Origin of the sequence: Psychrobacillus sp. FJAT-21963 (assembly GCF_001420585.1) — a bacterium.
Classification (GTDB): domain Bacteria; phylum Bacillota; class Bacilli; order Bacillales_A; family Planococcaceae; genus Psychrobacillus.
Genome location: NZ_LJIY01000005.1, coordinates 23,762 through 49,041, shown reverse-complemented (window position 1 = coordinate 49,041; position 25,280 = coordinate 23,762). Strand labels below are relative to the sequence as shown.

Here is a 25,280-nt window from a genome sequence, read left to right as displayed (position 1 = left end):
TGATGACTTTCTGCCTCTGTGTCTATCCGTAGATCCAGAGGCTTTTCTTTTGTCGGTATAAATGGCCAATTCTTATAGGAGGTGCCAAAATGAACAAAGCAATTGAAACTAAAAAAGTGCAAGTTGAAGAAATTGCAGAAAAGTTTAAAGCTGCTGCTTCTGTAGTAGTTGTTGACTACCGTGGTTTAAATGTTGCGCAAGTAACTGAATTACGTAAACAACTTCGTGAAGCTGGTGTGGAATTTAAAGTTTACAAAAACTCACTTACACGCCGCGCGACTGAATTTGCTGGTGTTGACGGGATTAATGAACATCTTGTTGGTCCTAATGCTGTAGCATTTTCTAACGAAGACGTAGTTGCACCTGCAAAAATCATTAACGATTTTGCTAAAAAGAACGAACAGCTTGAAATTAAAGCTGGTATCATCGAAGGTACTGTAGCATCTGCTGAGGACGTTAAAGCATTAGCAGAACTTCCATCACGCGAAGGTCTTCTTTCTATGCTTCTATCTGTACTTCAAGCACCAATGCGCAACATTGCGCTTGCAACAAAAGCTGTTGCAGAACAAAAAGAAGAGCAAGGCGCATAATTATTGCGGCTTAACAATTAAAATAAGGCAAATAGCCTAAATTATCCATTATAGGAGGAAAACAAAATGAGTAAAGAACAAATCTTAGACGCTATCAAAGAAATGACAGTTCTAGAATTAAACGACTTAGTAAAAGCAATCGAAGAAGAATTTGGTGTAACAGCTGCTGCTCCAGTAGCAATGGTTGCAGGTGGCGGTGCTGCTGCAGCTGAAGAGCAAACTGAATTTGATGTAATCCTTGCTTCTGCTGGAGATCAAAAAATCAAAGTAATCAAAGTAGTACGTGAAATCACTGGTCTTGGCTTGAAAGAAGCTAAAGAATTAGTAGATAACGCTCCAAAACCACTTAAAGAAGGCATTTCTAAAGATGAAGCGGAAGCTTTCAAAGCTCAACTTGAAGAAGTTGGCGCTAACGTAGAAGTTAAGTAATTTTGTACAGTATGAAGAAAAAAGCTCGTCATTTACCGACGGGCTTTTCTTCGTATGTATATTATGGAGGGTTATTCGGTGTCTGATCACTATTACTCTAGAAAACCTCAAACTGAAAGTAAACCACGTCACTGGAATTTTACGTTACTTGGACATAATTTTCGGTTTGAAACAGATGCTGGTGTATTTAGTAAAAGCGAAGTAGATTTTGGCTCCCGTGTATTAATCGATGCTTTTGAAGCGCCGGAACGAGAAGGAGACTTTCTCGATGTAGGGTGTGGATACGGCCCGATCGGTCTTTCCATTGCGAAAGCAAATGAAGGAAGAACAGTTCATTTAGTAGATGTTAACACACGTGCAATCCAACTTGCAGAAAAAAATGCTGCTGCGAACGGGATACAAAATGTACGAATCTATGAAAGTGATGGGTTGTCAGCAGTAAACACTGCAAACTTTGCGGCTATAATAACTAATCCACCGATTCGCGCTGGAAAAGAAACTATTTTTCGTTTTTACAATGAATCCTATGAAAAGTTGGTTTCAGGGGGAGAATTGTGGGTTGTGATTCAAAAGAAACAAGGGGCACCATCTACTTTTAGTCATTTGGAAGAGATTTTTGGTCAAGTGAAAGTAGTAGTTAAAGTCAAAGGATATTGGATTTTAAAGGCTACAAAAGATTGACTTGACAAAATCGCTATGATATTATAATAAAATGCAAAAATATTATTTTGAGGTAGTATGCCCTTTTGAATTAAATGGAGTAAATATGGGTATACTGGCCGAGAAAAAGTTTGATTAATAAAAAATGAGCTCTTAATTTAGAACTCGTTTTCTTTTTGTCTTTCGATATCATACACTAATTTGTTCATATCGAAAAGACCCAATTATAGCTTTATTGAGGGGTGAATGAGTTGACAGGTCAACTAGTTCAGTACGGACAACACCGCCACCGCAGAAGTTTTGCGCGTATTAGTGAGGTGCTTGAACTTCCGAATTTAATCGAAATTCAAACAGCATCTTACGAATGGTTCCTTGAAGAAGGTTTACGTGAAATGTTCAGAGACATTTCTCCAATCGAGGACTTTACAGGCAATCTATCACTTGAATTTGTCGACTATAGTTTAAATGATCCGAAATATTCAGTCGACGAATCAAAAGAACGTGACGCAACATACGCTGCTCCATTGCGCGTAAAAGTACGTCTCCACAACAAAGAAACGGACGAAGTGAAAGAACAAGATGTCTTTATGGGTGATTTCCCACTAATGACTGAAACTGGTACTTTCGTAATAAATGGTGCTGAGCGCGTAATCGTATCTCAGTTAGTCCGTTCACCAAGTGTTTACTTCCACGACAAGACAGACAAAAACGGTAAAAAAGGTTTTGGAGCAACAGTTATTCCGAACCGTGGTGCATGGTTAGAATACGAAATCGACGCAAAAGACGTTGTATATGTTCGTATCGACCGCACAAGAAAATTGCCGGTTACTGTTTTACTTCGCGCATTAGGCTTTGGATCAGATCAAGAAATCATCGATTTAATTGGTGATAATGAATATTTACGTAACACGCTTGAAAAAGACAACACGGAAACGACTGAAAAAGCGTTACTTGAAATCTATGAGCGTCTACGTCCTGGTGAGCCACCAACTGTTGAAAGTGCAAAGAGCTTGTTATATTCACGCTTCTTTGACCCAAAACGCTATGATCTAGCAAACGTTGGTCGTTACAAAATGAACAAAAAATTGCATATTAAAAATCGTTTGTTTAACCAAACAATAGCGGAAACGCTAGTGGATCCAGAAACAGGAGAAATTTTAGTAGAAGCTGGTACTCTTATTGATCGAAGAGTATTAGATCGACTAATTCCTCATTTGGAAAATGGAATCGGATTTAGAACATTATCTCAAGTAGGTGGTGTTTTAGAAGATGATATTACAATTCAATCGATTAAAATATATGCGCCAAATGATGAAGAACAAAAAGAAATCAATGTAATTAGCAATGCGTATGTGGAAAATGAAGTTAAAAACATAACGCCTGCTGATATCGTTTCTTCTATTGGTTATTTCTTTAACCTATTATTTAATGTTGGAAACACAGATGATATTGATCATCTTGGTAACCGTCGTTTACGTTCAGTTGGAGAATTACTACAAAACCAATTCCGTATTGGCCTTTCTCGTATGGAACGTGTAGTACGTGAGCGTATGTCTATCAACGATACACAATCAATTGTTCCACAACAGTTGATCAATATTCGTCCAGTTATTGCATCTATTAAAGAATTCTTTGGTAGCTCGCAATTATCTCAGTTCATGGACCAAACAAATCCACTTGCTGAACTTACACACAAACGTCGTCTATCAGCTCTTGGACCAGGTGGTTTAACACGTGAACGTGCTGGCTTTGAAGTACGTGACGTTCATTATTCTCACTATGGTCGTATGTGTCCGATTGAAACACCTGAGGGACCAAACATTGGTCTTATTAACTCACTTTCTAGCTTTGCAAAAGTGAATAAATTTGGTTTTATTGAAACTCCATACCGTCGTGTTGACCCTGAAACAGGTCTAGTAACTTCTCGTATTGATTATCTAACTGCTGATGAAGAGGATAACTATGTGGTAGCGCAAGCAAATTCTCTATTAACAGATGAAGGTGCATTTGCGAAAGAAGAAGTAGTAGGACGTTTCCGTGGCGATAACACAGTATTTAGAAGAGAACAAATCGATTACATGGACGTTTCGCCGAAACAAGTAGTTTCTGCTGCAACTGCATGTATTCCTTTCTTAGAAAATGATGACTCGAACCGTGCCCTAATGGGAGCGAACATGCAACGTCAAGCTGTTCCATTGTTAAATCCTGAAGCACCATTTGTTGGAACAGGAATGGAACATGTGAATGCGCGTGATTCTGGTGCTGCTGTAATTGCAAAGTATCATGGAATTGTTGAGCATGTTGAAGCTAAAGAAATTAGAGTTCGTCGCATCGAAGAAGTGGATGGAAAAGAAGTAAAAGGTGATTTAACTTCTTACAAAGTGCACAAATTTGAACGTTCGAATCATGGTACATCGATTAACCAGCGTCCAATTGTGAAAGTTGGAGATCGTGTTAAACCACTTGATATTCTTGCAGATGGTCCATCTATGGAAAAAGGAGAATTAGCATTAGGTCGTAACGTGCTAGTTGCCTTTATGACATGGGATGGTTACAACTATGAGGATGCTGTTATTATGAGTGAACGTCTCGTGAAAGACGATGTATATACTTCAGTGCATATTGAAGAATATGAATCAGAATCACGTGATACGAAGCTTGGGCCAGAAGAAATTACGAGAGACATTCCAAACGTCGGAGAAGATGCATTACGCAATTTAGATGATCGTGGAATTATCCGTATCGGTGCTGAAGTTCGTGATGGTGACATCTTAGTTGGTAAAGTAACACCAAAAGGGGTTACAGAACTTACTGCAGAAGAACGTTTACTTCATGCTATCTTTGGTGAAAAAGCTCGAGAAGTTCGCGATACATCTCTACGTGTACCACATGGTGCTGGCGGGATTATCTTAGATGTAAAAGTGTTTAATCGTGAAGATGGTGATGAGCTATCTCCAGGAGTTAACCAATTAGTTCGCGCTTATATTGTTCAAAAACGTAAAATTTCCGTTGGGGATAAAATGGCTGGGCGTCATGGTAACAAAGGTGTTATCTCGCGTATCCTTCCAGAAGAAGATATGCCATTCCTTCCAGATGGAACACCAGTTGATATCATGTTAAATCCACTTGGTGTACCTTCACGTATGAACATTGGTCAAGTATTAGAGCTTCACTTAGGTATGGCTTCTAGACTTTTAGGTGTTCATATGGCTTCACCAGTATTTGATGGTGCCAACGAAGAAGACGTTTGGAATACGATGGAAGAAGCAGGACTTAACCGTGATGGTAAAACTATTTTATACGATGGTCGTTCAGGCGAACCATTTGATAACCGCGTTTCTGTAGGGGTTATGTATATGATCAAACTTGCCCACATGGTTGATGATAAACTTCATGCTCGTTCTACTGGACCTTACTCACTAGTTACGCAACAACCTCTTGGAGGGAAAGCGCAATTTGGTGGTCAGCGTTTCGGAGAGATGGAAGTATGGGCACTTGAAGCTTATGGTGCTGCTTATACATTGCAAGAAATTTTAACTGTTAAATCCGATGACGTTGTTGGGCGTGTAAAAACGTATGAAGCAATTGTTAAAGGTGAAAGTGTACCAGAACCTGGAGTTCCAGAATCATTCAAAGTATTGATTAAAGAATTACAAAGTTTAGGTATGGACGTTAAAATGTTAACGATTGACGAAGAAGAAATTGAACTTCGTGATTTAGATGAAGATGACGATATTCCTGCTGCTGATGCGCTTGGAATTTTGCCACATGCGAATGAAGAGGAACCAGTCGGTACAGCGGAATAAGAAATAAAATAGAAATCGGACAGGTGATGCCTGTCCGTATTTCCGTATAAAATTGCATAATGCAGAGCTACTTGGAATGTCTTTCAAAGACACAAGACTAAAGGGAGGTAGGCTCCTTGATAGATGTTAATAATTTTGAGTATATGAAGATTGGTTTAGCTTCACCTGATAAAATTCGTTCATGGTCTTACGGGGAAGTAAAAAAACCTGAAACAATCAACTATCGAACACTAAAGCCGGAAAAAGACGGGCTATTTTGTGAACGTATTTTTGGTCCTACAAAAGACTGGGAATGCCACTGTGGTAAATACAAACGAGTTCGTTACAAAGGTGTAGTATGTGATCGATGTGGAGTGGAAGTAACACGTGCAAAAGTACGTCGTGAACGCATGGGACATATCGAATTAGCTGCACCAGTTTCACATATTTGGTATTTCAAAGGTATTCCGAGCCGTATGGGTCTAATTTTGGATATGTCTCCAAGATCACTTGAAGAGGTAATTTATTTTGCTTCTTATGTAGTAATCGAACCTGCGGATACACCACTTGAAAAGAAACAATTACTTTCTGAAAAAGAATATCGTGCATACCGTGATAAGTTTGGGACGAAATTCCAAGCCGCAATGGGTGCAGAAGCGATTAAACGTCTACTTCAAGAGATTGATTTAGAAAGTGAAACGGAAAACTTAAAAGAAGAGTTGAAAACTGCTCAAGGTCAACGTCGTACTCGTGCAATTAAACGTTTAGAAGTCGTGGAATCTTTCCGTAATTCTGGCAACAAACCAGATTGGATGATTCTAGATGTACTTCCGGTAATTCCACCAGAATTACGTCCAATGGTTCAATTAGATGGTGGACGTTTTGCTACATCTGACTTAAACGATTTGTACCGTCGAGTGATCAACCGTAATAACCGTTTAAAACGTTTGTTGGATCTTGGTGCTCCAAGCATCATCGTGCAGAACGAAAAACGTATGTTACAAGAAGCTGTAGATGCATTGATTGATAATGGTCGTCGTGGCCGTCCTGTTACAGGTCCTGGTAACCGTCCATTGAAATCACTTTCTCATATGCTAAAAGGGAAACAAGGTCGTTTCCGTCAAAACTTACTTGGTAAACGTGTAGACTATTCTGGTCGTTCGGTTATCGTAGTAGGTCCAAACTTAAAAATGTATCAATGTGGTCTTCCAAAAGAAATGGCTATTGAACTATTCAAACCATTTGTTATGAAAGAATTAGTTGAACGTGGGTTAGCTCACAACATTAAGAGTGCAAAGCGTAAAATTGAAAGAATGCACACAGAAGTTTGGGATGTACTAGAAGATGTAATTAAGGAGCATCCGGTTTTATTAAACCGCGCACCTACTCTTCACCGTCTAGGTATTCAAGCATTTGAACCAACATTAGTAGAAGGCCGTGCTATTCGTCTTCACCCTCTAGTATGTACAGCATATAATGCTGACTTTGATGGTGACCAAATGGCTGTTCACGTTCCTTTATCAGCAGAAGCTCAAGCGGAAGCTCGTTTACTAATGCTTGCAGCGCAAAACATTTTGAACCCGAAAGATGGAAAACCAGTTGTTACACCATCTCAAGATATGGTTTTAGGAAACTATTACTTAACACTTGAGCGTAAAGGTGCTACTGGAGAAGGTTCAACTTTCTATGGTCCACAAGAGGTGCTAATTGCATACAATACTGGTCATGTACATTTGCATACACGTATTGCAATCGCTGCATCATCATTAAATAACCAAACGTTTACGGAAGAACAAAACAAAATGTTATTGTTAACGACTGTTGGTAAAGTAATTTTCAATGAAATACTACCAGAAACGTTCCCGTATATTAACGAACCTACGGATTTCAATTTACAAATTGAAACTCCTGAAAAATACTTTGTTTCTACAACTACTGATGTGAAGAAACATATTGAATCTATGGAACTTGTTCAACCATTTAAGAAAAAAATCCTTGGAAATATCATTGCTGAAGTATTTAAACGTTTCCATATCACGGAAACTTCTAAAATGCTTGACCGTATGAAGGCGCTAGGATTTAAATATTCTACTAAAGCTGGAATTACAATTGGTATTTCTGATATTGTCGTACTTCCAGACAAAGGTGAAATTCTTGAAGAAGCACAAGGTAAAGTGGATAAAGTAATGAAACAATTCCGCCGTGGTCTTATCACGGAAGAAGAACGCTATGCTAGCGTTATCGGACATTGGAGTAAAGCAAAAGAAGTTATTCAAGATAAACTGATGAAATCACTTGATAATATGAACCCTATCTTCATGATGAGTGACTCAGGTGCCCGTGGTAACGCATCTAACTTCACCCAACTTGCGGGTATGCGTGGACTGATGGCCAACCCGGCTGGACGTATTATCGAACTTCCGATTAAATCATCTTTCCGTGAAGGATTAACAGTACTTGAATACTTCATCTCAACACACGGTGCTCGTAAAGGTCTTGCCGATACAGCGCTTAAAACTGCCGATTCTGGTTACCTGACTCGTCGTCTAGTAGACGTTGCACAAGATGTAATTGTTCGAGAAGATGACTGTGGAACAGATCGTGGTTTACTAATAGGTTCATTGATGGAAGGTACAGAAGTTATTGAGGAGTTTGGCGAACGTATTGTTGGTCGTCATACGAAGAAAACTATTTACCATCCAACTACAAATGAAGTTATTTTAGCAAGAGACGGACTTATTACTCAAGATATCGCTCGTCTAATTGAAGAAGCTGGTATCGAAGAGTTAACAATCCGTTCAGCATTTACATGTAATACAAAACATGGTGTATGTAAAAAATGTTACGGCTTAAACTTAGCAACTGGAGATACGGTAGAAGTTGGGGAAGCGGTAGGTATTATTGCAGCTCAATCAATCGGAGAACCAGGTACTCAGTTAACGATGCGTACATTCCATACAGGTGGGGTTGCTGGAGACGATATTACACAAGGTCTTCCACGTATCCAAGAGATTTTTGAAGCTCGTAATCCTAAAGGTCAAGCTGTTATTTCTGAAATTACAGGTATTGTTACTGAAATTGATGAAATTAGAGAAGGTCAAAAAGAAATTACAATTCAAGGTAATGTAGAAACTCGTAAATATTTAGCTCCGTACAATGCTCGTTTGAAAGTTCAAGTAAACGATGCAATTCAACGAGGACAGGTATTAACAGAAGGTTCTGTAGATCCAAAAGAATTGTTGAAAGTAAAAGATGTTTCTACTGTTCAAGAGTACTTACTAAAAGAAGTACAAAAAGTTTACCGTATGCAAGGGGTAGAAATCGGAGACAAACACATCGAAGTAATGGTTCGCCAAATGCTTCGTAAAGTTCGCGTAATCGAGGCTGGAGAGACAGATCTATTACCAGGATCATTACTCGATATCCATCAATTTGCAGATGCAAATAAAGAAGCAGTGTTGAACGGGAAAATTCCTGCAACTTGCCGCCCAGTTATTCTTGGTATTACTAAAGCTTCTCTTGAAACAGAATCATTCTTATCTGCAGCGTCATTCCAAGAAACGACTCGTGTCTTAACAGATGCAGCAATCAAAGGAAAACGTGATGAGTTATTAGGATTAAAAGAAAACGTAATTATCGGGAAACTAGTTCCAGCTGGTACAGGTATGCAACGTTATCGCCAAATCGAAATCACTACTAATCAAGCAGACAAAGGTAAAGAAGCAGTAAGCGCTGAATAAAAAATAAATATTAGGGAGAGAGTTCTCCCTAATATTTTAATGTTTATTGTTGACACCTTATTATATGAATGATAATATATTTAAGGTTGATAGTTATCTGACTTGTAGCTTTGGAGGATATGAAAATGTCTTATGAAAAAGTGAAACAAGCAAAAAAAACAATCATAGGTACAAAGCAAACAGTAAAAGCAATGAAACAAGGGCTTGTCAAAGAAGTTTATATTGCACTAGATGTAGAGGAAAGAATCATTGAACTTGCAGTAGCGATCGCACAAGAAACCAATGTTCCTATCTACTACGTCGAGTCTAAAGTAGATCTTGGCAAAGCATGTGGATTGCGCATAGGCGCATCCGTAGTAGCTATTGCTGTGTAACAGTTTTTGTGTAAAACACAAAGACTTTGTTTTTACCCAAAAAATGAACCACCTGGATGTGTGGTATTAACAAGAACAAATGAAGGGAGGAACAATCGATGCCTACAATTAACCAATTGGTACGTAAGCCTCGTAAATCCAATATCACGAAATCAAAGTCTCCAGCATTAGGAAAAGGCTATAACAGCTTTAAAAAATCAGCTACAAATCTTAACTCGCCACAAAAGCGTGGGGTTTGTACTCGTGTTGGTACTATGACGCCGAAGAAACCAAACTCAGCACTTCGTAAATATGCACGTGTACGTTTAACAAATACGTTAGAGGTTACTGCTTATATTCCAGGAGAAGGACACAACCTACAAGAACATAGTGTTGTACTTATCCGTGGAGGACGTGTAAAAGACTTACCAGGGGTACGTTATCATATCGTACGTGGTGCTCTTGATACAGCTGGAGTTAATGGTCGTATGCAAAGCCGTTCTTTATACGGTGCAAAACGCCCGAAAGAAAAGAAAAACTAATTTAAAATAATTAATAAATAGACATTCGTCGAAAGGAGGAAAACACATGCCTCGTAAAGGTCCTGTTTCCAAACGTGACGTGTTACCAGATCCAATTTATAACTCAAAACTAGTAACTCGTTTAATCAACAAAATGATGATTGATGGTAAAAGAGGTACTTCTCAAAAAATTCTATACGGAGCGTTTGATCTTGTAAAAGAACGTTCTGGTAAAGATGCTTTAGAAGTATTTGAAGCTGCACTAAACAATGTTATGCCAGTTCTTGAAGTACGTGCTCGTCGTGTTGGTGGTGCAAACTACCAAGTACCGGTTGAAGTACGTCCTGACCGTCGTTCAACACTAGGTCTTCGCTACTTAGTAAACTATTCACGTCTTCGTGGAGAAAAAACGATGGAAGAACGTTTAGCTAACGAAATTCTTGATGCATCTAACAACACTGGTGCTTCTGTTAAGAAACGTGAAGATATGCACAAAATGGCTGAAGCTAACAAAGCATTTGCACACTATCGTTGGTAAGATTTATTTAAAAATCATACTCTAATCCGAAATTGGAAGGAGAAATACAATATGGCTAGAGAGTTCTCCTTAGAAAAAACACGTAATATCGGTATCATGGCTCACATCGATGCTGGTAAAACGACTACTACGGAGCGTATTCTTTATTACACTGGTAAAATCCACAAAATTGGTGAAACGCATGAAGGTGCATCACAAATGGACTGGATGGAGCAAGAACAAGAACGTGGTATTACAATCACTTCTGCTGCAACGACAGCTGCTTGGGACAACCACCGTGTAAACATTATCGATACACCAGGACACGTAGACTTCACTGTTGAAGTTGAACGTTCTCTTCGTGTACTTGATGGTGCGGTAACAGTACTAGATGCTCAATCTGGTGTTGAACCACAAACTGAAACAGTATGGCGCCAAGCTACAACTTACGGCGTACCACGTATTGTATTTGTTAACAAAATGGATAAAACGGGAGCAGATTTCCTATATTCTGTAGGAACTCTTCGTGACCGTTTACAAGCTAACGCTCATCCAATCCAATTACCAATTGGTTCAGAGGACCAATTCAGTGGAATTATCGATTTAGTAACGATGAAAGCTACTGTCTATGGTAATGACTTAGGAACTGATATCCAAGAAGTAGAGATTCCAGAAGAATATAGAGCTCAAGCTGAAGAGTACCGTGAAAAATTAGTTGAAGCGGTTGCTGAACTTGATGAAGATCTAATGGAAAAATATCTTGGTGGAGAAGAAGTTACGAACGAAGAATTAGTTAACGGTATCCGTAAAGGTACTCTTAATGTAGAATTCTATCCAGTAGTATGTGGTACTGCATTTAAAAACAAAGGTGTTCAAAAAGTTCTTGACGCTGTTGTTGCATACCTTCCATCACCACTAGATATTCCTGCTATGAAAGGTATTGATCCTGATTCTGAAGAGGAAGTAGAACGTCATTCAGATGATTCAGAGCCATTCTCTGCATTAGCATTTAAAGTAATGACTGACCCTTATGTTGGTAAACTAACATTCTTCCGTGTATATTCTGGTACACTTCAATCAGGTTCTTATGTGCAAAACTCTACTAAAGGTAAGCGTGAGCGTGTAGGACGTATTCTACAAATGCATGCTAACTCTCGTGAAGAGATTTCACAAGTATATGCTGGAGATATCGCGGCTGCTGTAGGATTAAAAGATACAACTACTGGTGATACACTGTGTGATGAAAAGGCTCTAGTTATTCTAGAATCTATGGAATTCCCAGAACCAGTTATTTCTTTATCAGTTGAACCTAAAACAAAAGCTGACCAAGATAAAATGGGTCAAGCATTACAAAAACTTGCTGAAGAAGATCCAACATTCCGCGTGCACACTGACCAAGAAACTGGCCAGGTTATCATCGCAGGTATGGGTGAACTTCACCTTGATATCTTAGTTGACCGTATGCGTCGTGAATTTAAAGTTGAAGCTAACGTAGGTGCTCCTCAAGTATCTTATCGTGAGACTTTCCGTAATTCTGCACAAGTTGAAGGTAAATTTGTACGTCAATCTGGTGGTCGCGGACAATTCGGACACGTTTGGATTGAGTTCTCTCCAAACGAAGAAGGAAAAGGCTTTGAATTTGAAAACGCAATCGTTGGTGGGGTAGTACCACGTGAATATATTCCAGCTGTTGAAGCAGGTCTTCGTGACTCGCTTGACAATGGGGTTCTTGCAGGCTTCCCATTAATCGATATTAAAGCTAAATTATTCGACGGATCATATCATGATGTTGACTCGAATGAGATGGCATTTAAAATTGCGGCATCTATGGCATTGAAAAATGCTGTATCTAAGGTAAACCCAGTTCTACTTGAGCCTATCATGAAAGTAGAAGTTGTTATTCCTGAAGAATATTTAGGAGACATTATGGGTGATATCACGTCTCGTCGTGGTCGTGTAGAAGGTATGGATGCTCGTGGTAATGCACAAGTAGTTCGTGCAATGGTTCCACTTGCTGAAATGTTCGGATATGCAACGTCTTTACGTTCTAATACGCAAGGACGCGGAGTATTCTCAATGGTGTTCGATCACTATGAAGATGTTCCAAAATCAATTTCGGAAGAAATTATTAAAAAACATAAAGGTGAATAATTGAATTTTCACCAATATTCAAGTATAACTAAATTATAGTGTATAAAAGATAGGGGGACGTACGCCCTCTACCTTTTATCATAAAAAATCAAACAATCACTGAGGAGGCACTCTCTAATGGCTAAAGAAAAATTTGACCGTTCCAAAACGCATGCTAACATCGGTACAATCGGACACGTTGACCATGGTAAAACAACTCTAACTGCTGCTATCGCAACAGTTCTTTCTAAAAAAATGGGTGGAGTAGCGAAATCATATGCTGATATCGATAACGCACCTGAAGAAAAAGAACGCGGTATCACAATCAATACATCTCACGTTGAATATGAAACTGAAACTCGTCACTACGCTCACGTAGACTGCCCAGGACATGCTGACTATGTTAAAAACATGATCACAGGTGCAGCTCAAATGGACGGCGGTATCTTAGTAGTATCTGCTGCTGATGGCCCAATGCCACAAACTCGTGAACATATCCTTCTTTCTCGTCAAGTAGGTGTTCCATACCTAGTTGTATTCATGAACAAATGTGATATGGTTGACGATGAAGAACTTCTTGAATTAGTTGAAATGGAAATTCGTGACCTTCTATCTGAATACGATTTCCCAGGCGACGATCTTCCAGTAATTAAAGGTTCTGCTCTTAAAGCTCTTGAAGGTGAGCCTGAGTGGGAAGAAAAAATTATTGAATTAATGGACGCTGTAGATAGCTATATCCCAACTCCAGAACGTCAAACTGACAAACCATTCATGATGCCAGTTGAGGATGTATTCTCAATCACTGGTCGTGGTACAGTTGCAACTGGACGTGTTGAACGTGGCCAAGTTAAAGTTGGAGACGTTGTAGACATCATCGGTATCGTTGAAGATCCAAAATCAACTACTGTAACAGGTGTTGAAATGTTCCGTAAACTTCTTGACTATGCAGAAGCTGGTGACAACATCGGTGCACTTCTTCGTGGGGTTGCTCGTGAAGAAATCCAACGTGGTCAAGTATTAGCTAAACCAGGCTCAATTACACCACACACAGACTTCAAAGCTGAAGTTTATGTTCTTTCAAAAGAAGAGGGTGGACGTCATACTCCATTCTTCTCAAACTACCGCCCACAGTTCTACTTCCGTACAACTGACGTAACAGGCGTTTGTAACTTACCAGAAGGCGTAGAAATGGTTATGCCTGGAGACAACATCGAAATGACAGTTTCTTTGATCTCTCCAATCGCTCTTGAAGAAGGTACTAAATTCTCTATCCGTGAGGGTGGACGTACTGTAGGCGCTGGCGTAGTTGCTACTATTACTAAATAATTTATAAATTGATAAAATCCATCTCGTGACGACGAGATGGATTTTTTTTGTACAAAATAGTGTAAACTATTTGTAGGGGGGTGCTTCCAATAAGTACAAAAATATTGTTAATAGAAGATGATCAGTCCATTTTTGATATGCTAAGAGATCGTTTTATTCAATGGTCTTTTGATGTAATTAGACCTGACGACTTTCAAAAAGTAATACATACATTCATTGAAGAAAAACCCCAGTTAGTTATTATAGATATCCAACTGCCTGCATTTGATGGTTTCCATTGGTGTAGAGAAATTCGTCATATTTCGAAAGTACCGATTATATTCTTGTCTTCTCGAGACCATCCGATGGATATCATCATGGCCATGCAAATGGGTGCAGATGACTTCGTTCAAAAGCCATTTCATCTAGACGTATTGATAGCTAAGGTCCAAGCCGTATTAAGAAGAACATATGATTATCAGGAAGAGAATATGGATACAAATAGCTGGAATGAAGCAGTTATTGACTTTGCTAAAAGTGAGATTACATACAATAACCAAGTAATTGATTTAACAAAAAACGAACTTTTTATTCTTCGTATTCTTATACAATCAGTAAATAAAATAGTGTCAAGAGATGAGTTAATGCGTAAATTATGGGATGACGAGCGTTTTGTGAACGACAACACTTTATCTGTAAATGTTAATAGACTTCGCTTAAAACTAGAGGAAATAGGTTTAAAGGATGTTATTGTTACGAAGAAAGGTCTAGGTTATATGGCTATTACAAAGGAGTAGACTCATTGTGTTCATAGCGTACATAAAAGAAAGAAAGGCGTGGCTTCTCTTTTTTCTAAGCCTACAGATCTGGTTAAATATTATACTGACATTAGACGTTGCTTTTTTTAATATATCGTTGCTTTATATTAACGTTATAAATTCATTGGCATTTATACTATTTTTTATTTGGAGATACAGAGTGGAATCAGTTTTTCTGAAATCGTTAGAGGAGAATATAGACAAGGAATTTACACTAGATATGTTACTTGCTGCTCTTCCAGAAGGAAAATCTACTTTTGAGAAAAGGTTATCAGCTGCATTAGATGAACTGTTTATAGTGGCTAAGGAAGAATTGAACAATATGCGAGTGGAACATTTAGAAGAGAACGACCGCACGTTAACGTGGATTCACGAAGTAAAGACCCCTCTAACAAGTATGAAACTAATGATAGATACTGTAGAAAATTCTAAAGTGAAGAAAAAACTGGAGGTTGAGTGGCTAAGAGTCCATTTACTATTAGACCAACAGCTCCATCATACAAGATTACCATCTTTAGAAAAAGATTACTTGATAGAGCCAATTAATTTTGACAAAATTATACCTGCAGAAATAAAAGAACTGCAAGCTTGGTGTATGCAAAAGGGGATAGGCTTTGAAATCGATCTATCGAAAGAGGAAGTATTAACAGATCAAAAGTGGTTATCCTTTATAGTTCGTCAGATACTATCAAACGCAGTGAAATATAGTAAAGAGAATGGAGAAATTCAAGTCTTTTCTCAAATGGATAGTTCTAAACATACAATTTTAAATATTCAAGACTTCGGTATTGGAATAAGCTCTGCTGACTTACCTCGTATATTTGAGAAGTCTTTTACAGGAACGACTGGAAGAGAAACAATAGCATCTACAGGTATGGGACTTTATCTAGCAAAGAACGCCGCAGACAAATTGGGTATAGATATAACCGTTGATTCCAGAGTAGATAACGGCTCGATTTTTTCACTTAAATTCCCATTAAAAAATGAAATGACTAGAATTTCTGGTAGGTGACAAAATTGTCATCTACTTTCTTTTTTTGTCATGTAAATCGAACGATTAATAGAAAAGAAAACCGTACAATAAAGTTAGTAAAATGTAGGAGGTAAATGCATGACTATTTTAAGCGGTCGTAAAATAAAAAAAGTATATGGTAAAAAGTTATCGGCTCAAGAAGTGTTAAAAGGAATTAATATGGACGTACAAGAAGGAGAATTCGTTGGAATAATGGGTCCATCAGGGTCTGGGAAAACGACACTACTTAATGTGCTAGCTTCTATTGATCAAGCGACAGAAGGAGTAATTGAAATTAGTGGACATAATTTACGTACGATGAGGGAACGTGAATTATCCAACTTTCGCAGAGAACAATTAGGATTTATTTTTCAAGATTATAACTTACTCGACACATTAACAGTAAAAGAAAATATATTATTACCACTTTCCATTAGTAAAATATCTAAAAAAGAGTCTGAAGAACGATTTAAAGAGCTAACGAAAATATTAGGGATAGAAGAACTGGCAAATAAATATCCAAATGAAATTTCCGGTGGACAAAAACAAAGAACCTCAGCAGCACGTGCATTAATCAGCAATCCATCTATAGTATTTGCAGATGAGCCCACAGGAGCTCTCGATTCTAAAGCTGCTACGGCACTATTAAGTAACTTAGAGAAGATAAATAAAGATAAAAAAGTAACAATTATGATGGTTACCCATGATCCTGTAGCAGCAAGCTTTTGTTCTCGCGTTCTATTCCTAAAAGATGGACAATTATATACAGAATTATATAAAGGGGAAAAGGATCGTGGACAGTTTTTCCAAGAAATAATGAACATTCAAGGTGTGCTTGGTGGTGATGGATATGACGCTTAGTCAACTGGTTTTCCGTAGCATGAAGAAAAATATTAAGCATTATTACTTGTATTTCTTTGCATTAATCTTTAGTGTGATGCTTTATTTTTCTTTTGTAACACTTCAATACAATCCAAGTGTTGTAGAAATTTCACATGGCGTAAAAGCAATAGCTGGTCTAAAAGCTGCATCCTATTTATTGTTATTTATTGTGGTGTTTTTTGTTTTATATGCAAACCGTCTATTTATGAAGAGAAGAAGCAAAGAAATTGGATTGTATCAACTAATTGGAATGTCAAAAGGGCTTGTAACAAGATTGTTGGCGCTAGAAAATACAATTTTATGGATCGGGGCAATTGGAATAGGAGTTTCATTGGGTTTTTTGACTTCTAGAATTTTTGCGATGATACTACTGCGAATTTTAGAAAAAGATGTTCTAGTAGAGTTAATCTTCTCGATCGAAGCATTACAAATGACGATATTAGTATTTCTGGTACTTCTAATTTTAGTTTTAGCTCAAACGATGCTTAGTATCAGACGTGTTTCTTTACTGGCATTATTTACAGCAACGGCAACAGCTGATACAAGAGTTAAAAGATTTAGTGGGTTTCAAATGTTTCTTGGTTTTATCGGTCTTGTAATGATTGGGTACGGATATTATTTGTCAACGAATCTATTTGAAATAGAAAGTGATAATGTTAACGAACTACTGTTTAAAATGCTTAGCATTTTAGGGTCAACAATTATCGGGACATTTTTTGTTTTTCGTTTTTCAGTAGCATTCCTAATGAATTTAATTCGAAAGCAAAAAAGAGGTCATTTGTCTATTGAAGATGTATTATCACTTTCCCCGATTATGCATCGAATGAAATCGAATGCTATGTCTCTCACAACAATTACCGTTTTATCTGCAACTGCTTTGGGAATTCTTTGTCTATCCTATATTTCTTATTATTCCGCTAGTTCCATGGCAAAGCAAAATATTCCGTTCGACTACGTGCTGTTGAACGATCAAGGACAAAGTTTTGTGGATGAATTGGAGAAAAAGAAGATTAGTTACAAAGAAACAACGATAGAGCTCTTGGATGTAGAGATAGATACTTCGAAGTTATATGTGAGTGATATTCCAAATGGCTTAAGTATAATGACAAAGACAGAGATGCCGGTGGCTAAATTGAGTGATGCTCAAAAAGTGATACCTGGACTTAGTTTAGAAGAAGGAGAAGGCTTTGTTACAGGCTATAGCAACATGATGTCAGAAATTGTGAAGATCGAAGGAAATAGACCTGTACAGCTCACTACTACTAATGGCGACGTGTCTATTACTATAAAAGAAATAAGAGAGGAGTCATTACTTGCATACTATCTCACCGGGGGTGGTATGATGATTGTTGTTTCGGACGCTCAATTTGAAAAGTTAACAGAAGATAGCTTAATCCAGCAACAAACAAATTGGACGAAACAAGTAGGTATCGATTTAGTGGATCGTTCGAAAAAAGAAGAAACTCAATCCATATATGAAGAAACAACGAATGATGGTCATTTTGAAGTAACTGCAAATAATGCTGAGAATGAAGTTATAAATATGGATTCGCAGGAAGAATATCGACTTTCAACTTTAGATATGATGGGGCTAGTAATATTTATTACAGGATTTCTAGGCTTAGCATTCTTAATGACGACGGGTAGTATCTTATATTTTAAACAAATGAGCGAAGCGGAAGAAGAAAAGGCATCCTTTACTATATTAAGAAAAATTGGCTTTACAACGAACGAAATAATGAAAGGAATCTATAAAAAGCAATTGTTTAACTTCGGGATACCATTAGTTATTGGTCTAGCACATAGTTACTTTGCGGTGAAATCCGGTTGGATGCTTTTTGGTACAGAGCTAGTAGCACCGTTGTTAATCACCATGAGTATATATGTAGTCTTATATTCTGTATTTGCATTTCTTTCCGTAGGTTACTATAGAAAAGTAGTAAATGAGTCACTTTAAGGAAAATATAAGAACTTTATATGAACAAAAGCCCCTTTGCGCCTATAGCAAAGGGGTTTTCGTATTGACATATGTGTGAATAACAATTAAACTTTAGTATATTAGTAATCTAGTGTGTGAAAGTGAGGGTTATATATGAATGCTGTATTAGTTGCAGTAGGAGTTATGTTGATATTGAGTTTACTTCGAATCAATGTTGTATTCTCGTTAATTATAGGTGCTCTTATAGGGGGTCTTACAGCCGGCCTATCAGTCACGGAAACAATTGAGGCATTTACGGGTGGATTAGGTGCTGGAGCGACAATAGCGTTAAGCTACGCATTATTAGGGGGCTTTGCTGTTGCGATTTCGAGAACAGGTATACCGGAATTGTTAGTAGGGGTCATATTGAAGCTTGTGAAAAGAGAAGGAGATTCACAGAAAGCAGGATTAGCTAAAGTATTGGTGTTTTTATTGTTACTTATGATGGCGATCTTCTCACAAAACTTAATCCCGATCCATATCGCTTTTATTCCTTTGTTAGTTCCTCCGATTTTGAAAGTCTTAAATATGTTACATGTGGATCGTCGATTAATTGCGTGTATTTTAGCGTTTGGTTTAATAACACCTTATATGTTCCTTCCATACGGATTTGGCGCGATTTATCAACAAATTGTAGCAACACAAATGGGATTGTCTGGTCTAGAGATTGCACTTAGTGATATTCCAAAAGCTATGGCTGTTCCAGCATTAGGGATGGTTTTTGGATTAGTACTAGCGTTTGTATTATATCGTAAACCAAGAGTTTATAAGCAAGAGGATGTTGTCGTAGAAGAACTTGAGGTAAATGTGAAGAAAAGTAGTATAATCTTTACAGTTATCGCATTGATTGCAGCGTTATACGTACAAATAGTAACTGATTCGATGATTGCTGGGGCGCTTGCAGGTATTACTGTTCTGTATGTAAGTGGTGCTCTTAAATGGAAAGAAGCAGATCAATTGTTAACTGAAGGCATGCGTATGATGGCGTTTGTTGGGTTTGTAATGATTACTGCAAATGGTTTTGCGGCAGTAATCAATGCCACTGGTCATGTTGAATCATTAGTGAAGGCGTCTGCAGAGTTATTAGAGGGTAATGTTAGTTTGGCCGTATTAATCATGTTAATAATAGGATTAATAGTGACGATGGGAATTGGTTCTTCATTTGCTACTATTCCAATAATAGCAGCTATCTTTGTACCACTATCAGTGGAGTTAGGATTGAGTCCACTAGCGACCATTGCTTTGATTGGGACAGCAGGAGCATTAGGTGATGCAGGGTCACCAGCTTCTGATTCAACTCTTGGTCCGACTGCTGGGTTAAGTGTAGACGGACAGCATAATCACATTTGGGATACATGTGTACCTACATTTATTTGTTACAACATACCGCTAGTTCTCTTTGGATGGATCGCGGTTATGTATGTTCTATAGTTAGGGAAGTAAAGGACGCTCATTTAATGGAGCGTCCTTTATATATATAAGAAAGGCATTAACAACTTAATTTATCGTTTCATTTGAAATAATAGCGATAGTTTTGTATACTGATAAACGGCTTAAAGAAGCTAGTTTATTAGTTAAGAGAAATAATATATCAACATTTAAAAAGAATTTCGTAAAAACACTTGCGGAATTATTTTATTTTGTATATAATGTTGAATGTTGGTCTTTGACTGCGATGAAGCGAGAGGTTACCGACACACCCGGCCGCTTTGCCATGGCGAGTGTACGGAAAATTTTCGTGGAGAATGTCTAGAAAATAGGCGAAAAGGAGGGAAAATAATGGCAAAACAAAAAATTCGTATCCGTTTGAAAGCGTATGATCACAGAATCCTTGATCAATCTGCTGAGAAAATTGTGGAAACTGCTAAACGTTCAGGTGCAAGTGTATCAGGTCCGATTCCACTTCCGACTGAGAAGTCTGTGTACACAATTCTTCGTGCTGTTCACAAGTACAAAGATTCTCGTGAACAATTCGAAATGCGTACGCATAAACGTCTGATCGATATCGTTAACCCAACACCACAAACTGTTGATGCGTTAATGAAGCTTGATTTACCATCTGGCGTTGATATTGAAATCAAACTTTAATGGTAAAAAATAAAAAACAACTAATTATTATAGGAGGTGTGACGGATGACCAAAGGAATCTTAGGTAGAAAAATCGGTATGACGCAAGTATTTGCTGAGAACGGTGACTTAATCCCTGTAACTGTTATTGAAGCTACTCCAAACGTAGTACTTCAAAAGAAAACAGTAGAAACAGACGGTTACGAAGCAATTCAGTTAGGTTTTGAAGATAAGCGAGAAAAGCTTTCTAACAAACCAGCGAAAGGGCACGTAGCTAAAGCGAGCACTGCTCCTAAGCGCTTCATCCGCGAATTCCGCGGCTTGGATACAGCTAATTACGAAGTTGGTCAAGAAGTCAACGTTGAAAGTTTCGCAGAAGGCGATGTAATTGATGTAACAGGTGTTACTAAAGGTAAAGGTTTCCAAGGTGTTATTAAACGTCATGGACAATCACGTGGACCAATGGCCCACGGATCTCGTTACCACCGTCGTCCGGGTTCAATGGGGCCAGTTGCTCCGAACCGCGTATTTAAACAAAAGAAATTACCTGGTCAAATGGGTGGGCATGTAGTTACAATCCAAAACTTACAAATCGTAAGAGTGGATGCTGAACGTAACTTACTACTTGTTAAAGGTAATGTTCCTGGTTCTCGTAAATCATTAGTAGTTGTAAAAGCTGCTATTAAATCGAAATAATCTCTGAAGAAAGGAGGAAACAGGAATGGCAAAAGTATCTTTATTCAATCAAGCAGGATCTTCTGTTGGCGAAATCGAGTTAAACGATAAAGTTTTCGGTATTGAGCCAAACGAATCTGTTTTATTTGAAGCTATCATTGCTCAACGCGCATCACTTCGTCAAGGTAATCACAAAGTGAAAAACCGTTCTGAAGTAGCTGGTGGTGGCCGTAAACCTTGGAAACAAAAAGGAACTGGTCGTGCTCGTCAAGGTTCAATTCGCTCTCCACAATGGCGTGGTGGTGGTATTGTATTTGGTCCGACTCCACGTAGTTACAGCTATAAATTACCTAAGAAAGTACGTCGTCTAGCTCTTCTTTCAGCTCTTTCATCTAAAGTGAACGAAGAAAGCATCGTAGTACTTGAAGGTTTAGCGTTCGATGCACCAAAAACAAAAGAATTGGTGAAAGTGTTATCTAACCTTTCCATCGATAAAAAAGCGTTATTCGTAACTGCTGATTTAGATGAAAACGTAGCGTTAGCAGCACGTAACATCCCTGGAATCACAGTTGTGTCTGCTACAGGCATTAACGTTTTAGATTTAGTTGGTCACGAAAAATTAGTGATGACTAAAGCTGCAGTAGAAAAAGTAGAGGAGGTGCTTGGTTAATGGAAGCACGTGATATTATTAAACGTCCGGTCATTACCGAGCGTTCTTCTGAAGTAATGGCAGATAAAAAGTACACTTTCGAAGTGGACACTCGCGCTAACAAAACACAAGTTAAATATGCTGTTGAAGAAATCTTTGGAGTAGATGTTGAAAAAGTTAACATCATGAACTACAAAGGTAAATTCAAACGTGTAGGTAAATTCGGTGGTTATACAAACAAACGTCGTAAAGCGATTGTTACATTAACTGCTGATAGTAAAGAAATCGAGTTATTCGAAATCTAATCCTTATATAAGGAATTTAATACTCAAGAAGGAGGGAAAAAAATGGCGATTAAAAAGTATAAACCAACGTCAAACGGACGTCGTAACATGACATCGTTAGATTACGCTGAAATCACAACTGACAAACCTGAGAAATCACTTCTTGCTCCTGTGAAGCGTAAAGGCGGCCGTAACAATCAAGGTAAAATTACTGTTCGTCATCATGGTGGTGGACACAAACGCCAATACCGTGTCATCGATTTCAAACGAAACAAAGATGGCATTCCAGGACGCGTTGCCACTATTGAATATGATCCAAACCGCTCTGCGAATATCGCATTGATCAATTATGCTGATGGGGAAAAACGTTACATCCTAGCTCCTAAAGGCTTAGAAGTTGGCATGACAATCGTGTCAGGTCCTGAAGCTGATATTAAAGTAGGAAACGCTCTTCCATTACAAAACATTCCAATGGGTACTACTATCCATAACATTGAAATGAAACCTGGTAAAGGTGGTCAGTTAGTTCGTTCTGCTGGTACATCTGCTCAATTACTTGGTAAAGAAGGTAAATACGTAATCGTACGTTTACAATCTGGTGAGGTTCGTTTAATCCTAGGTGTTTGCCGCGCAACTGTTGGTGAAGTAGGAAACGAACAACATGAACTTGTGAACATTGGTAAAGCTGGTCGTAATCGTTGGTTAGGTAACCGCCCAACTGTACGTGGATCTGTAATGAACCCTAACGATCACCCACACGGTGGTGGTGAAGGACGTACGCCAATCGGTCGTAAGTCACCTATGTCTCCATGGGGTAAACCAACTCTTGGATACAAAACTCGTAGCAAGAAAAACAAATCCGACAAACTTATCATTCGTCGTCGTAAAAAATAAAGTGGTTTTACTACGGTTCAAAGAAAGAACCGTGGTGCAATCACGGAGGGAGGTTCCAGCATGGGTCGTAGCTTGAAAAAAGGACCTTTTGCAGATGATCATTTATTAAAAAAGGTCGATGCACAAAAGGACTCTGAGAAAAAACAAGTGATTAAGACTTGGTCTCGCCGTTCTACTATTTTCCCTACTTTCATCGGTTTAACGATCGCAGTATATGACGGACGTAAACATGTTCCTGTATACATTACTGAAGATATGGTAGGTCATAAACTAGGCGAGTTTGCACCAACACGCGCTTATAAAAGTCATGGTGCAGATGATAAGAAAACAAGACGCTAATTTGAGAGGAGGTCATTCAAATGTCACAAGCAAAAGCTATTGCTAAAACAGTGCGCATTGCTCCTCGTAAAGTAAGATTAGTCGTAGATTTAATCAGAGGTAAGCAAGTCGGTGAAGCAGTTGCAATTTTACAACTTACTCCTAAAGCAGCATCACCTGTTGTTGAGAAAGTATTAAAATCTGCTATCGCTAACGCTGAGCACAATTATGATTTAGATGTTAACAACTTAGTTGTTTCTGAAGTCTTCGTTGACGAAGGTCCAACACTAAAACGTTTCCGTCCACGTGCTATGGGTCGTGCAAGTGCTATTAACAAACGTACAAGCCACATCACAGTAGTGGTATCTGAGAAGAAGGAGGGATAATTCGTGGGTCAAAAAGTACATCCAATAGGATTACGAGTAGGTATTATTCGTGACTGGGAGTCAAAATGGTACGCTGGTAAAGACTATGCAACTCTACTACACGAAGATTTAAAAATTCGTAAGTACATTGAAACTCGTTTGAAAGATGCATCAGTTTCTACAGTAGAAATTGAACGTGCTGCAAAACGTGTAAACATTACAATTCACACTGCGAAACCAGGAATGGTAATCGGTAAAGGTGGTACTGAAGTTGAAGCACTTCGTAAACACTTAAACGATACTACTGGCAAGCGTGTACACATCAACATCGTAGAAATTAAAAGAGCAGACTTAGATGCTAAATTAGTAGCAGAAAGTATCGCACGTCAATTAGAAAGCCGCGTATCTTTCCGTCGCGCTCAAAAACAAGCAATTCAACGCACAATGCGTGCAGGCGCTAAAGGTATTAAAACTCAAGTATCTGGACGTCTTGGCGGCGCTGATATCGCGCGTGCTGAACACTATAGTGAAGGTACTGTACCACTTCATACATTACGTGCTGACATTGATTATGCACATGCTGAAGCTGACACAACTTATGGTAAGCTAGGCGTTAAAGTATGGATCTATCGTGGTGAAGTCCTTCCAGTGAAGAAGAACTCTGAGGAAGGAGGCAAATAATATGTTAATGCCTAAACGCGTTAAATACCGTCGTGAACACCGTGGAAAAATGCGTGGTGAAGCAAAAGGCGGTAAAGAAGTTTCATTCGGTGAATTCGGTCTACAAGCTACAGAAGCTAGCTGGATCACAAGCCGTCAAATTGAATCAGCTCGTATTGCAATGACACGTTACATGAAACGTGGCGGTAAAGTATGGATTAAAATTTTCCCACATAAACCTTACACTAAAAAGCCTCTAGAGGTTCGTATGGGTTCCGGTAAAGGGGCTCCTGAAGGTTGGGTAGCAGTAGTAAAACCAGGAAAAGTTATGTTTGAAATTGCTGGTGTATCTGAAGAGATCGCTCGTGAAGCGCTTCGCTTAGCATCACATAAGCTTCCTGTTAAATGTAAAGTAGTTAAACGTCAAGAAATTGGTGGTGAATCTAATGAAAGCTAATGACATCCGTGAACTTACCACTGCAGAAATCGAACAAAAAGTGAAATCACTGAAAGAAGAGCTTTTCAACCTTCGCTTCCAATTGGCGACTGGTCAATTAGAAAACACAGCTCGCATTCGTGAAGTACGTAAAGCGATTGCGCGTATGAAAACTGTGATTCGCGAAAGAGAAATCAGTGCAAACAACTGAT

25 protein-coding genes and 1 other annotated feature (1 of these 26 cut by a window edge) are annotated in these 25,280 nt (G+C 38.4%); all 25 genes read left to right on the top strand.

The window, feature by feature from the left end; genetic code table 11:
* Nucleotides 1-56 (top strand) — a sequence feature (ribosomal protein L10 leader region) (it extends 88 nt beyond the left edge of the window).
* A 33-nt stretch (nt 57-89) separates the two neighbouring features.
* Entirely contained in the window at nt 90-590 is a 501-nt protein-coding gene (gene rplJ, locus AN959_RS12650; RefSeq protein ID WP_053591303.1) for a 50S ribosomal protein L10, read from the top strand.
* A gap of 66 nt (nt 591-656) precedes the next feature.
* Nucleotides 657-1,019 carry a 50S ribosomal protein L7/L12 gene (gene rplL / locus AN959_RS12645; protein ID WP_053591304.1) on the top strand — a complete coding sequence of 121 codons (363 nt, stop codon included), beginning with the start codon at nt 657-659 and terminating at the stop codon, nt 1,017-1,019.
* A gap of 78 nt (nt 1,020-1,097) precedes the next feature.
* Nucleotides 1,098-1,700: a class I SAM-dependent methyltransferase gene (locus tag AN959_RS12640; RefSeq protein ID WP_056831193.1), complete on the top strand. Its 603-nt coding sequence runs from the start codon at nt 1,098-1,100 to the stop codon at nt 1,698-1,700.
* Between the two features lie 230 nt (nt 1,701-1,930).
* Nucleotides 1,931-5,485, top strand: coding sequence for a DNA-directed RNA polymerase subunit beta (rpoB, locus tag AN959_RS12635; RefSeq protein ID WP_053591306.1), 3,555 nt, complete (start codon nt 1,931-1,933; stop codon nt 5,483-5,485).
* Between the two features lie 116 nt (nt 5,486-5,601).
* On the top strand, nt 5,602-9,204 hold the full coding sequence (gene rpoC / locus AN959_RS12630) for a DNA-directed RNA polymerase subunit beta' (protein WP_053591307.1): 3,603 nt from the start codon (nt 5,602-5,604) through the stop codon (nt 9,202-9,204).
* 125 nt (nt 9,205-9,329) lie between these two features.
* The gene (locus AN959_RS12625) at nt 9,330-9,578 is read left to right on the top strand and encodes a ribosomal L7Ae/L30e/S12e/Gadd45 family protein (RefSeq protein WP_053591308.1); all 249 of its coding nucleotides are present in this window, start codon (nt 9,330-9,332) and stop codon (nt 9,576-9,578) included.
* A 98-nt stretch (nt 9,579-9,676) separates the two neighbouring features.
* A complete protein-coding gene (rpsL, locus tag AN959_RS12620; protein WP_053591309.1) occupies nt 9,677-10,099 on the top strand; it encodes a 30S ribosomal protein S12 in 423 nt (140 codons plus the stop codon).
* Nucleotides 10,100-10,145: 46 nt separating this feature from the next.
* A complete protein-coding gene (rpsG, locus tag AN959_RS12615; protein WP_053591310.1) occupies nt 10,146-10,616 on the top strand; it encodes a 30S ribosomal protein S7 in 471 nt (156 codons plus the stop codon).
* 51 nt (nt 10,617-10,667) lie between these two features.
* A complete protein-coding gene (gene fusA / locus AN959_RS12610; protein ID WP_053591311.1) occupies nt 10,668-12,746 on the top strand; it encodes an elongation factor G in 2,079 nt (692 codons plus the stop codon).
* A 117-nt stretch (nt 12,747-12,863) separates the two neighbouring features.
* Complete coding sequence (tuf, locus tag AN959_RS12605) at nt 12,864-14,051, top strand: elongation factor Tu (RefSeq protein ID WP_053591312.1); 1,188 nt, start codon at nt 12,864-12,866, stop codon at nt 14,049-14,051.
* An 89-nt stretch (nt 14,052-14,140) separates the two neighbouring features.
* Nucleotides 14,141-14,827, top strand: coding sequence for a response regulator transcription factor (locus AN959_RS12600; protein ID WP_156350795.1), 687 nt, complete (start codon nt 14,141-14,143; stop codon nt 14,825-14,827).
* Between the two features lie 181 nt (nt 14,828-15,008).
* Complete coding sequence (locus AN959_RS12595) at nt 15,009-15,860, top strand: sensor histidine kinase (RefSeq protein WP_156350791.1); 852 nt, start codon at nt 15,009-15,011, stop codon at nt 15,858-15,860.
* Nucleotides 15,861-15,959: 99 nt separating this feature from the next.
* Entirely contained in the window at nt 15,960-16,721 is a 762-nt protein-coding gene (locus tag AN959_RS12590) for an ABC transporter ATP-binding protein (RefSeq protein ID WP_056831189.1), read from the top strand.
* Nucleotides 16,711-18,699: an FtsX-like permease family protein gene (locus tag AN959_RS12585; RefSeq protein ID WP_056831187.1), complete on the top strand. Its 1,989-nt coding sequence runs from the start codon at nt 16,711-16,713 to the stop codon at nt 18,697-18,699. Before AN959_RS12590 ends, AN959_RS12585 begins: the two co-directional genes overlap by 11 nt.
* Before the next feature lie 135 nt (nt 18,700-18,834).
* On the top strand, nt 18,835-20,151 hold the full coding sequence (locus tag AN959_RS12580; protein ID WP_053591316.1) for a Na+/H+ antiporter family protein: 1,317 nt from the start codon (nt 18,835-18,837) through the stop codon (nt 20,149-20,151).
* Between the two features lie 348 nt (nt 20,152-20,499).
* Nucleotides 20,500-20,808 carry a 30S ribosomal protein S10 gene (rpsJ, locus tag AN959_RS12575; RefSeq protein WP_004233624.1) on the top strand — a complete coding sequence of 103 codons (309 nt, stop codon included), beginning with the start codon at nt 20,500-20,502 and terminating at the stop codon, nt 20,806-20,808.
* A 45-nt stretch (nt 20,809-20,853) separates the two neighbouring features.
* Entirely contained in the window at nt 20,854-21,483 is a 630-nt protein-coding gene (rplC, locus tag AN959_RS12570) for a 50S ribosomal protein L3 (RefSeq protein ID WP_053591317.1), read from the top strand.
* A 25-nt stretch (nt 21,484-21,508) separates the two neighbouring features.
* Nucleotides 21,509-22,132 (top strand): 50S ribosomal protein L4, encoded by a 624-nt coding sequence (gene rplD, locus AN959_RS12565; protein ID WP_056831185.1) that lies wholly within the window; start codon nt 21,509-21,511, stop codon nt 22,130-22,132.
* Nucleotides 22,132-22,416, top strand: a complete 285-nt coding sequence (rplW, locus tag AN959_RS12560) for a 50S ribosomal protein L23 (protein WP_053591319.1) — start codon at nt 22,132-22,134, stop codon at nt 22,414-22,416. The genes rplD and rplW overlap by 1 nt, the downstream gene beginning before the upstream one ends.
* Before the next feature lie 42 nt (nt 22,417-22,458).
* Complete coding sequence (gene rplB / locus AN959_RS12555; RefSeq protein ID WP_053591320.1) at nt 22,459-23,289, top strand: 50S ribosomal protein L2; 831 nt, start codon at nt 22,459-22,461, stop codon at nt 23,287-23,289.
* A gap of 60 nt (nt 23,290-23,349) precedes the next feature.
* Nucleotides 23,350-23,628, top strand: coding sequence for a 30S ribosomal protein S19 (rpsS, locus tag AN959_RS12550; RefSeq protein WP_053591321.1), 279 nt, complete (start codon nt 23,350-23,352; stop codon nt 23,626-23,628).
* Between the two features lie 20 nt (nt 23,629-23,648).
* Nucleotides 23,649-23,993: a 50S ribosomal protein L22 gene (gene rplV / locus AN959_RS12545; protein ID WP_053591322.1), complete on the top strand. Its 345-nt coding sequence runs from the start codon at nt 23,649-23,651 to the stop codon at nt 23,991-23,993.
* A 3-nt stretch (nt 23,994-23,996) separates the two neighbouring features.
* Entirely contained in the window at nt 23,997-24,653 is a 657-nt protein-coding gene (gene rpsC / locus AN959_RS12540) for a 30S ribosomal protein S3 (protein ID WP_053591323.1), read from the top strand.
* Between the two features lies 1 nt (nt 24,654).
* Nucleotides 24,655-25,089 carry a 50S ribosomal protein L16 gene (rplP, locus tag AN959_RS12535; RefSeq protein WP_053591324.1) on the top strand — a complete coding sequence of 145 codons (435 nt, stop codon included), beginning with the start codon at nt 24,655-24,657 and terminating at the stop codon, nt 25,087-25,089.
* Nucleotides 25,079-25,279, top strand: a complete 201-nt coding sequence (gene rpmC, locus AN959_RS12530; RefSeq protein ID WP_053591325.1) for a 50S ribosomal protein L29 — start codon at nt 25,079-25,081, stop codon at nt 25,277-25,279. Before rplP ends, rpmC begins: the two co-directional genes overlap by 11 nt.
* The last annotated feature ends 1 nt before the right edge of the window (nt 25,280 follow it).

Excerpts from the sequence above, each read along its gene's own strand:
- rpsS (WP_053591321.1), top strand. The coding sequence starts at position 23,350 with ATGGGTCGTAGCTTGAAAAAAGGACCTTTTGCAGATGATCATTTATTA.
- rplV (WP_053591322.1), top strand. The coding sequence starts at position 23,649 with ATGTCACAAGCAAAAGCTATTGCTAAAACAGTGCGCATTGCTCCTCGT.
- rplD (WP_056831185.1), top strand. The coding sequence starts at position 21,509 with ATGGCAAAAGTATCTTTATTCAATCAAGCAGGATCTTCTGTTGGCGAA.
- rpmC (WP_053591325.1), top strand. The coding sequence starts at position 25,079 with ATGAAAGCTAATGACATCCGTGAACTTACCACTGCAGAAATCGAACAA.
- AN959_RS12590 (WP_056831189.1), top strand. The coding sequence starts at position 15,960 with ATGACTATTTTAAGCGGTCGTAAAATAAAAAAAGTATATGGTAAAAAG.
- rplJ (WP_053591303.1), top strand. The coding sequence starts at position 90 with ATGAACAAAGCAATTGAAACTAAAAAAGTGCAAGTTGAAGAAATTGCA.
- rplW (WP_053591319.1), top strand. The coding sequence starts at position 22,132 with ATGGAAGCACGTGATATTATTAAACGTCCGGTCATTACCGAGCGTTCT.
- AN959_RS12625 (WP_053591308.1), top strand. The coding sequence starts at position 9,330 with ATGTCTTATGAAAAAGTGAAACAAGCAAAAAAAACAATCATAGGTACA.
- rplL (WP_053591304.1), top strand. The coding sequence starts at position 657 with ATGAGTAAAGAACAAATCTTAGACGCTATCAAAGAAATGACAGTTCTA.
- rpsJ (WP_004233624.1), top strand. The coding sequence starts at position 20,500 with ATGGCAAAACAAAAAATTCGTATCCGTTTGAAAGCGTATGATCACAGA.
- rplP (WP_053591324.1), top strand. The coding sequence starts at position 24,655 with ATGTTAATGCCTAAACGCGTTAAATACCGTCGTGAACACCGTGGAAAA.
- fusA (WP_053591311.1), top strand. The coding sequence starts at position 10,668 with ATGGCTAGAGAGTTCTCCTTAGAAAAAACACGTAATATCGGTATCATG.
- AN959_RS12580 (WP_053591316.1), top strand. The coding sequence starts at position 18,835 with ATGAATGCTGTATTAGTTGCAGTAGGAGTTATGTTGATATTGAGTTTA.
- rplB (WP_053591320.1), top strand. The coding sequence starts at position 22,459 with ATGGCGATTAAAAAGTATAAACCAACGTCAAACGGACGTCGTAACATG.
- rplC (WP_053591317.1), top strand. The coding sequence starts at position 20,854 with ATGACCAAAGGAATCTTAGGTAGAAAAATCGGTATGACGCAAGTATTT.
- AN959_RS12585 (WP_056831187.1), top strand. The coding sequence starts at position 16,711 with ATGACGCTTAGTCAACTGGTTTTCCGTAGCATGAAGAAAAATATTAAG.
- rpsL (WP_053591309.1), top strand. The coding sequence starts at position 9,677 with ATGCCTACAATTAACCAATTGGTACGTAAGCCTCGTAAATCCAATATC.
- rpsG (WP_053591310.1), top strand. The coding sequence starts at position 10,146 with ATGCCTCGTAAAGGTCCTGTTTCCAAACGTGACGTGTTACCAGATCCA.
- tuf (WP_053591312.1), top strand. The coding sequence starts at position 12,864 with ATGGCTAAAGAAAAATTTGACCGTTCCAAAACGCATGCTAACATCGGT.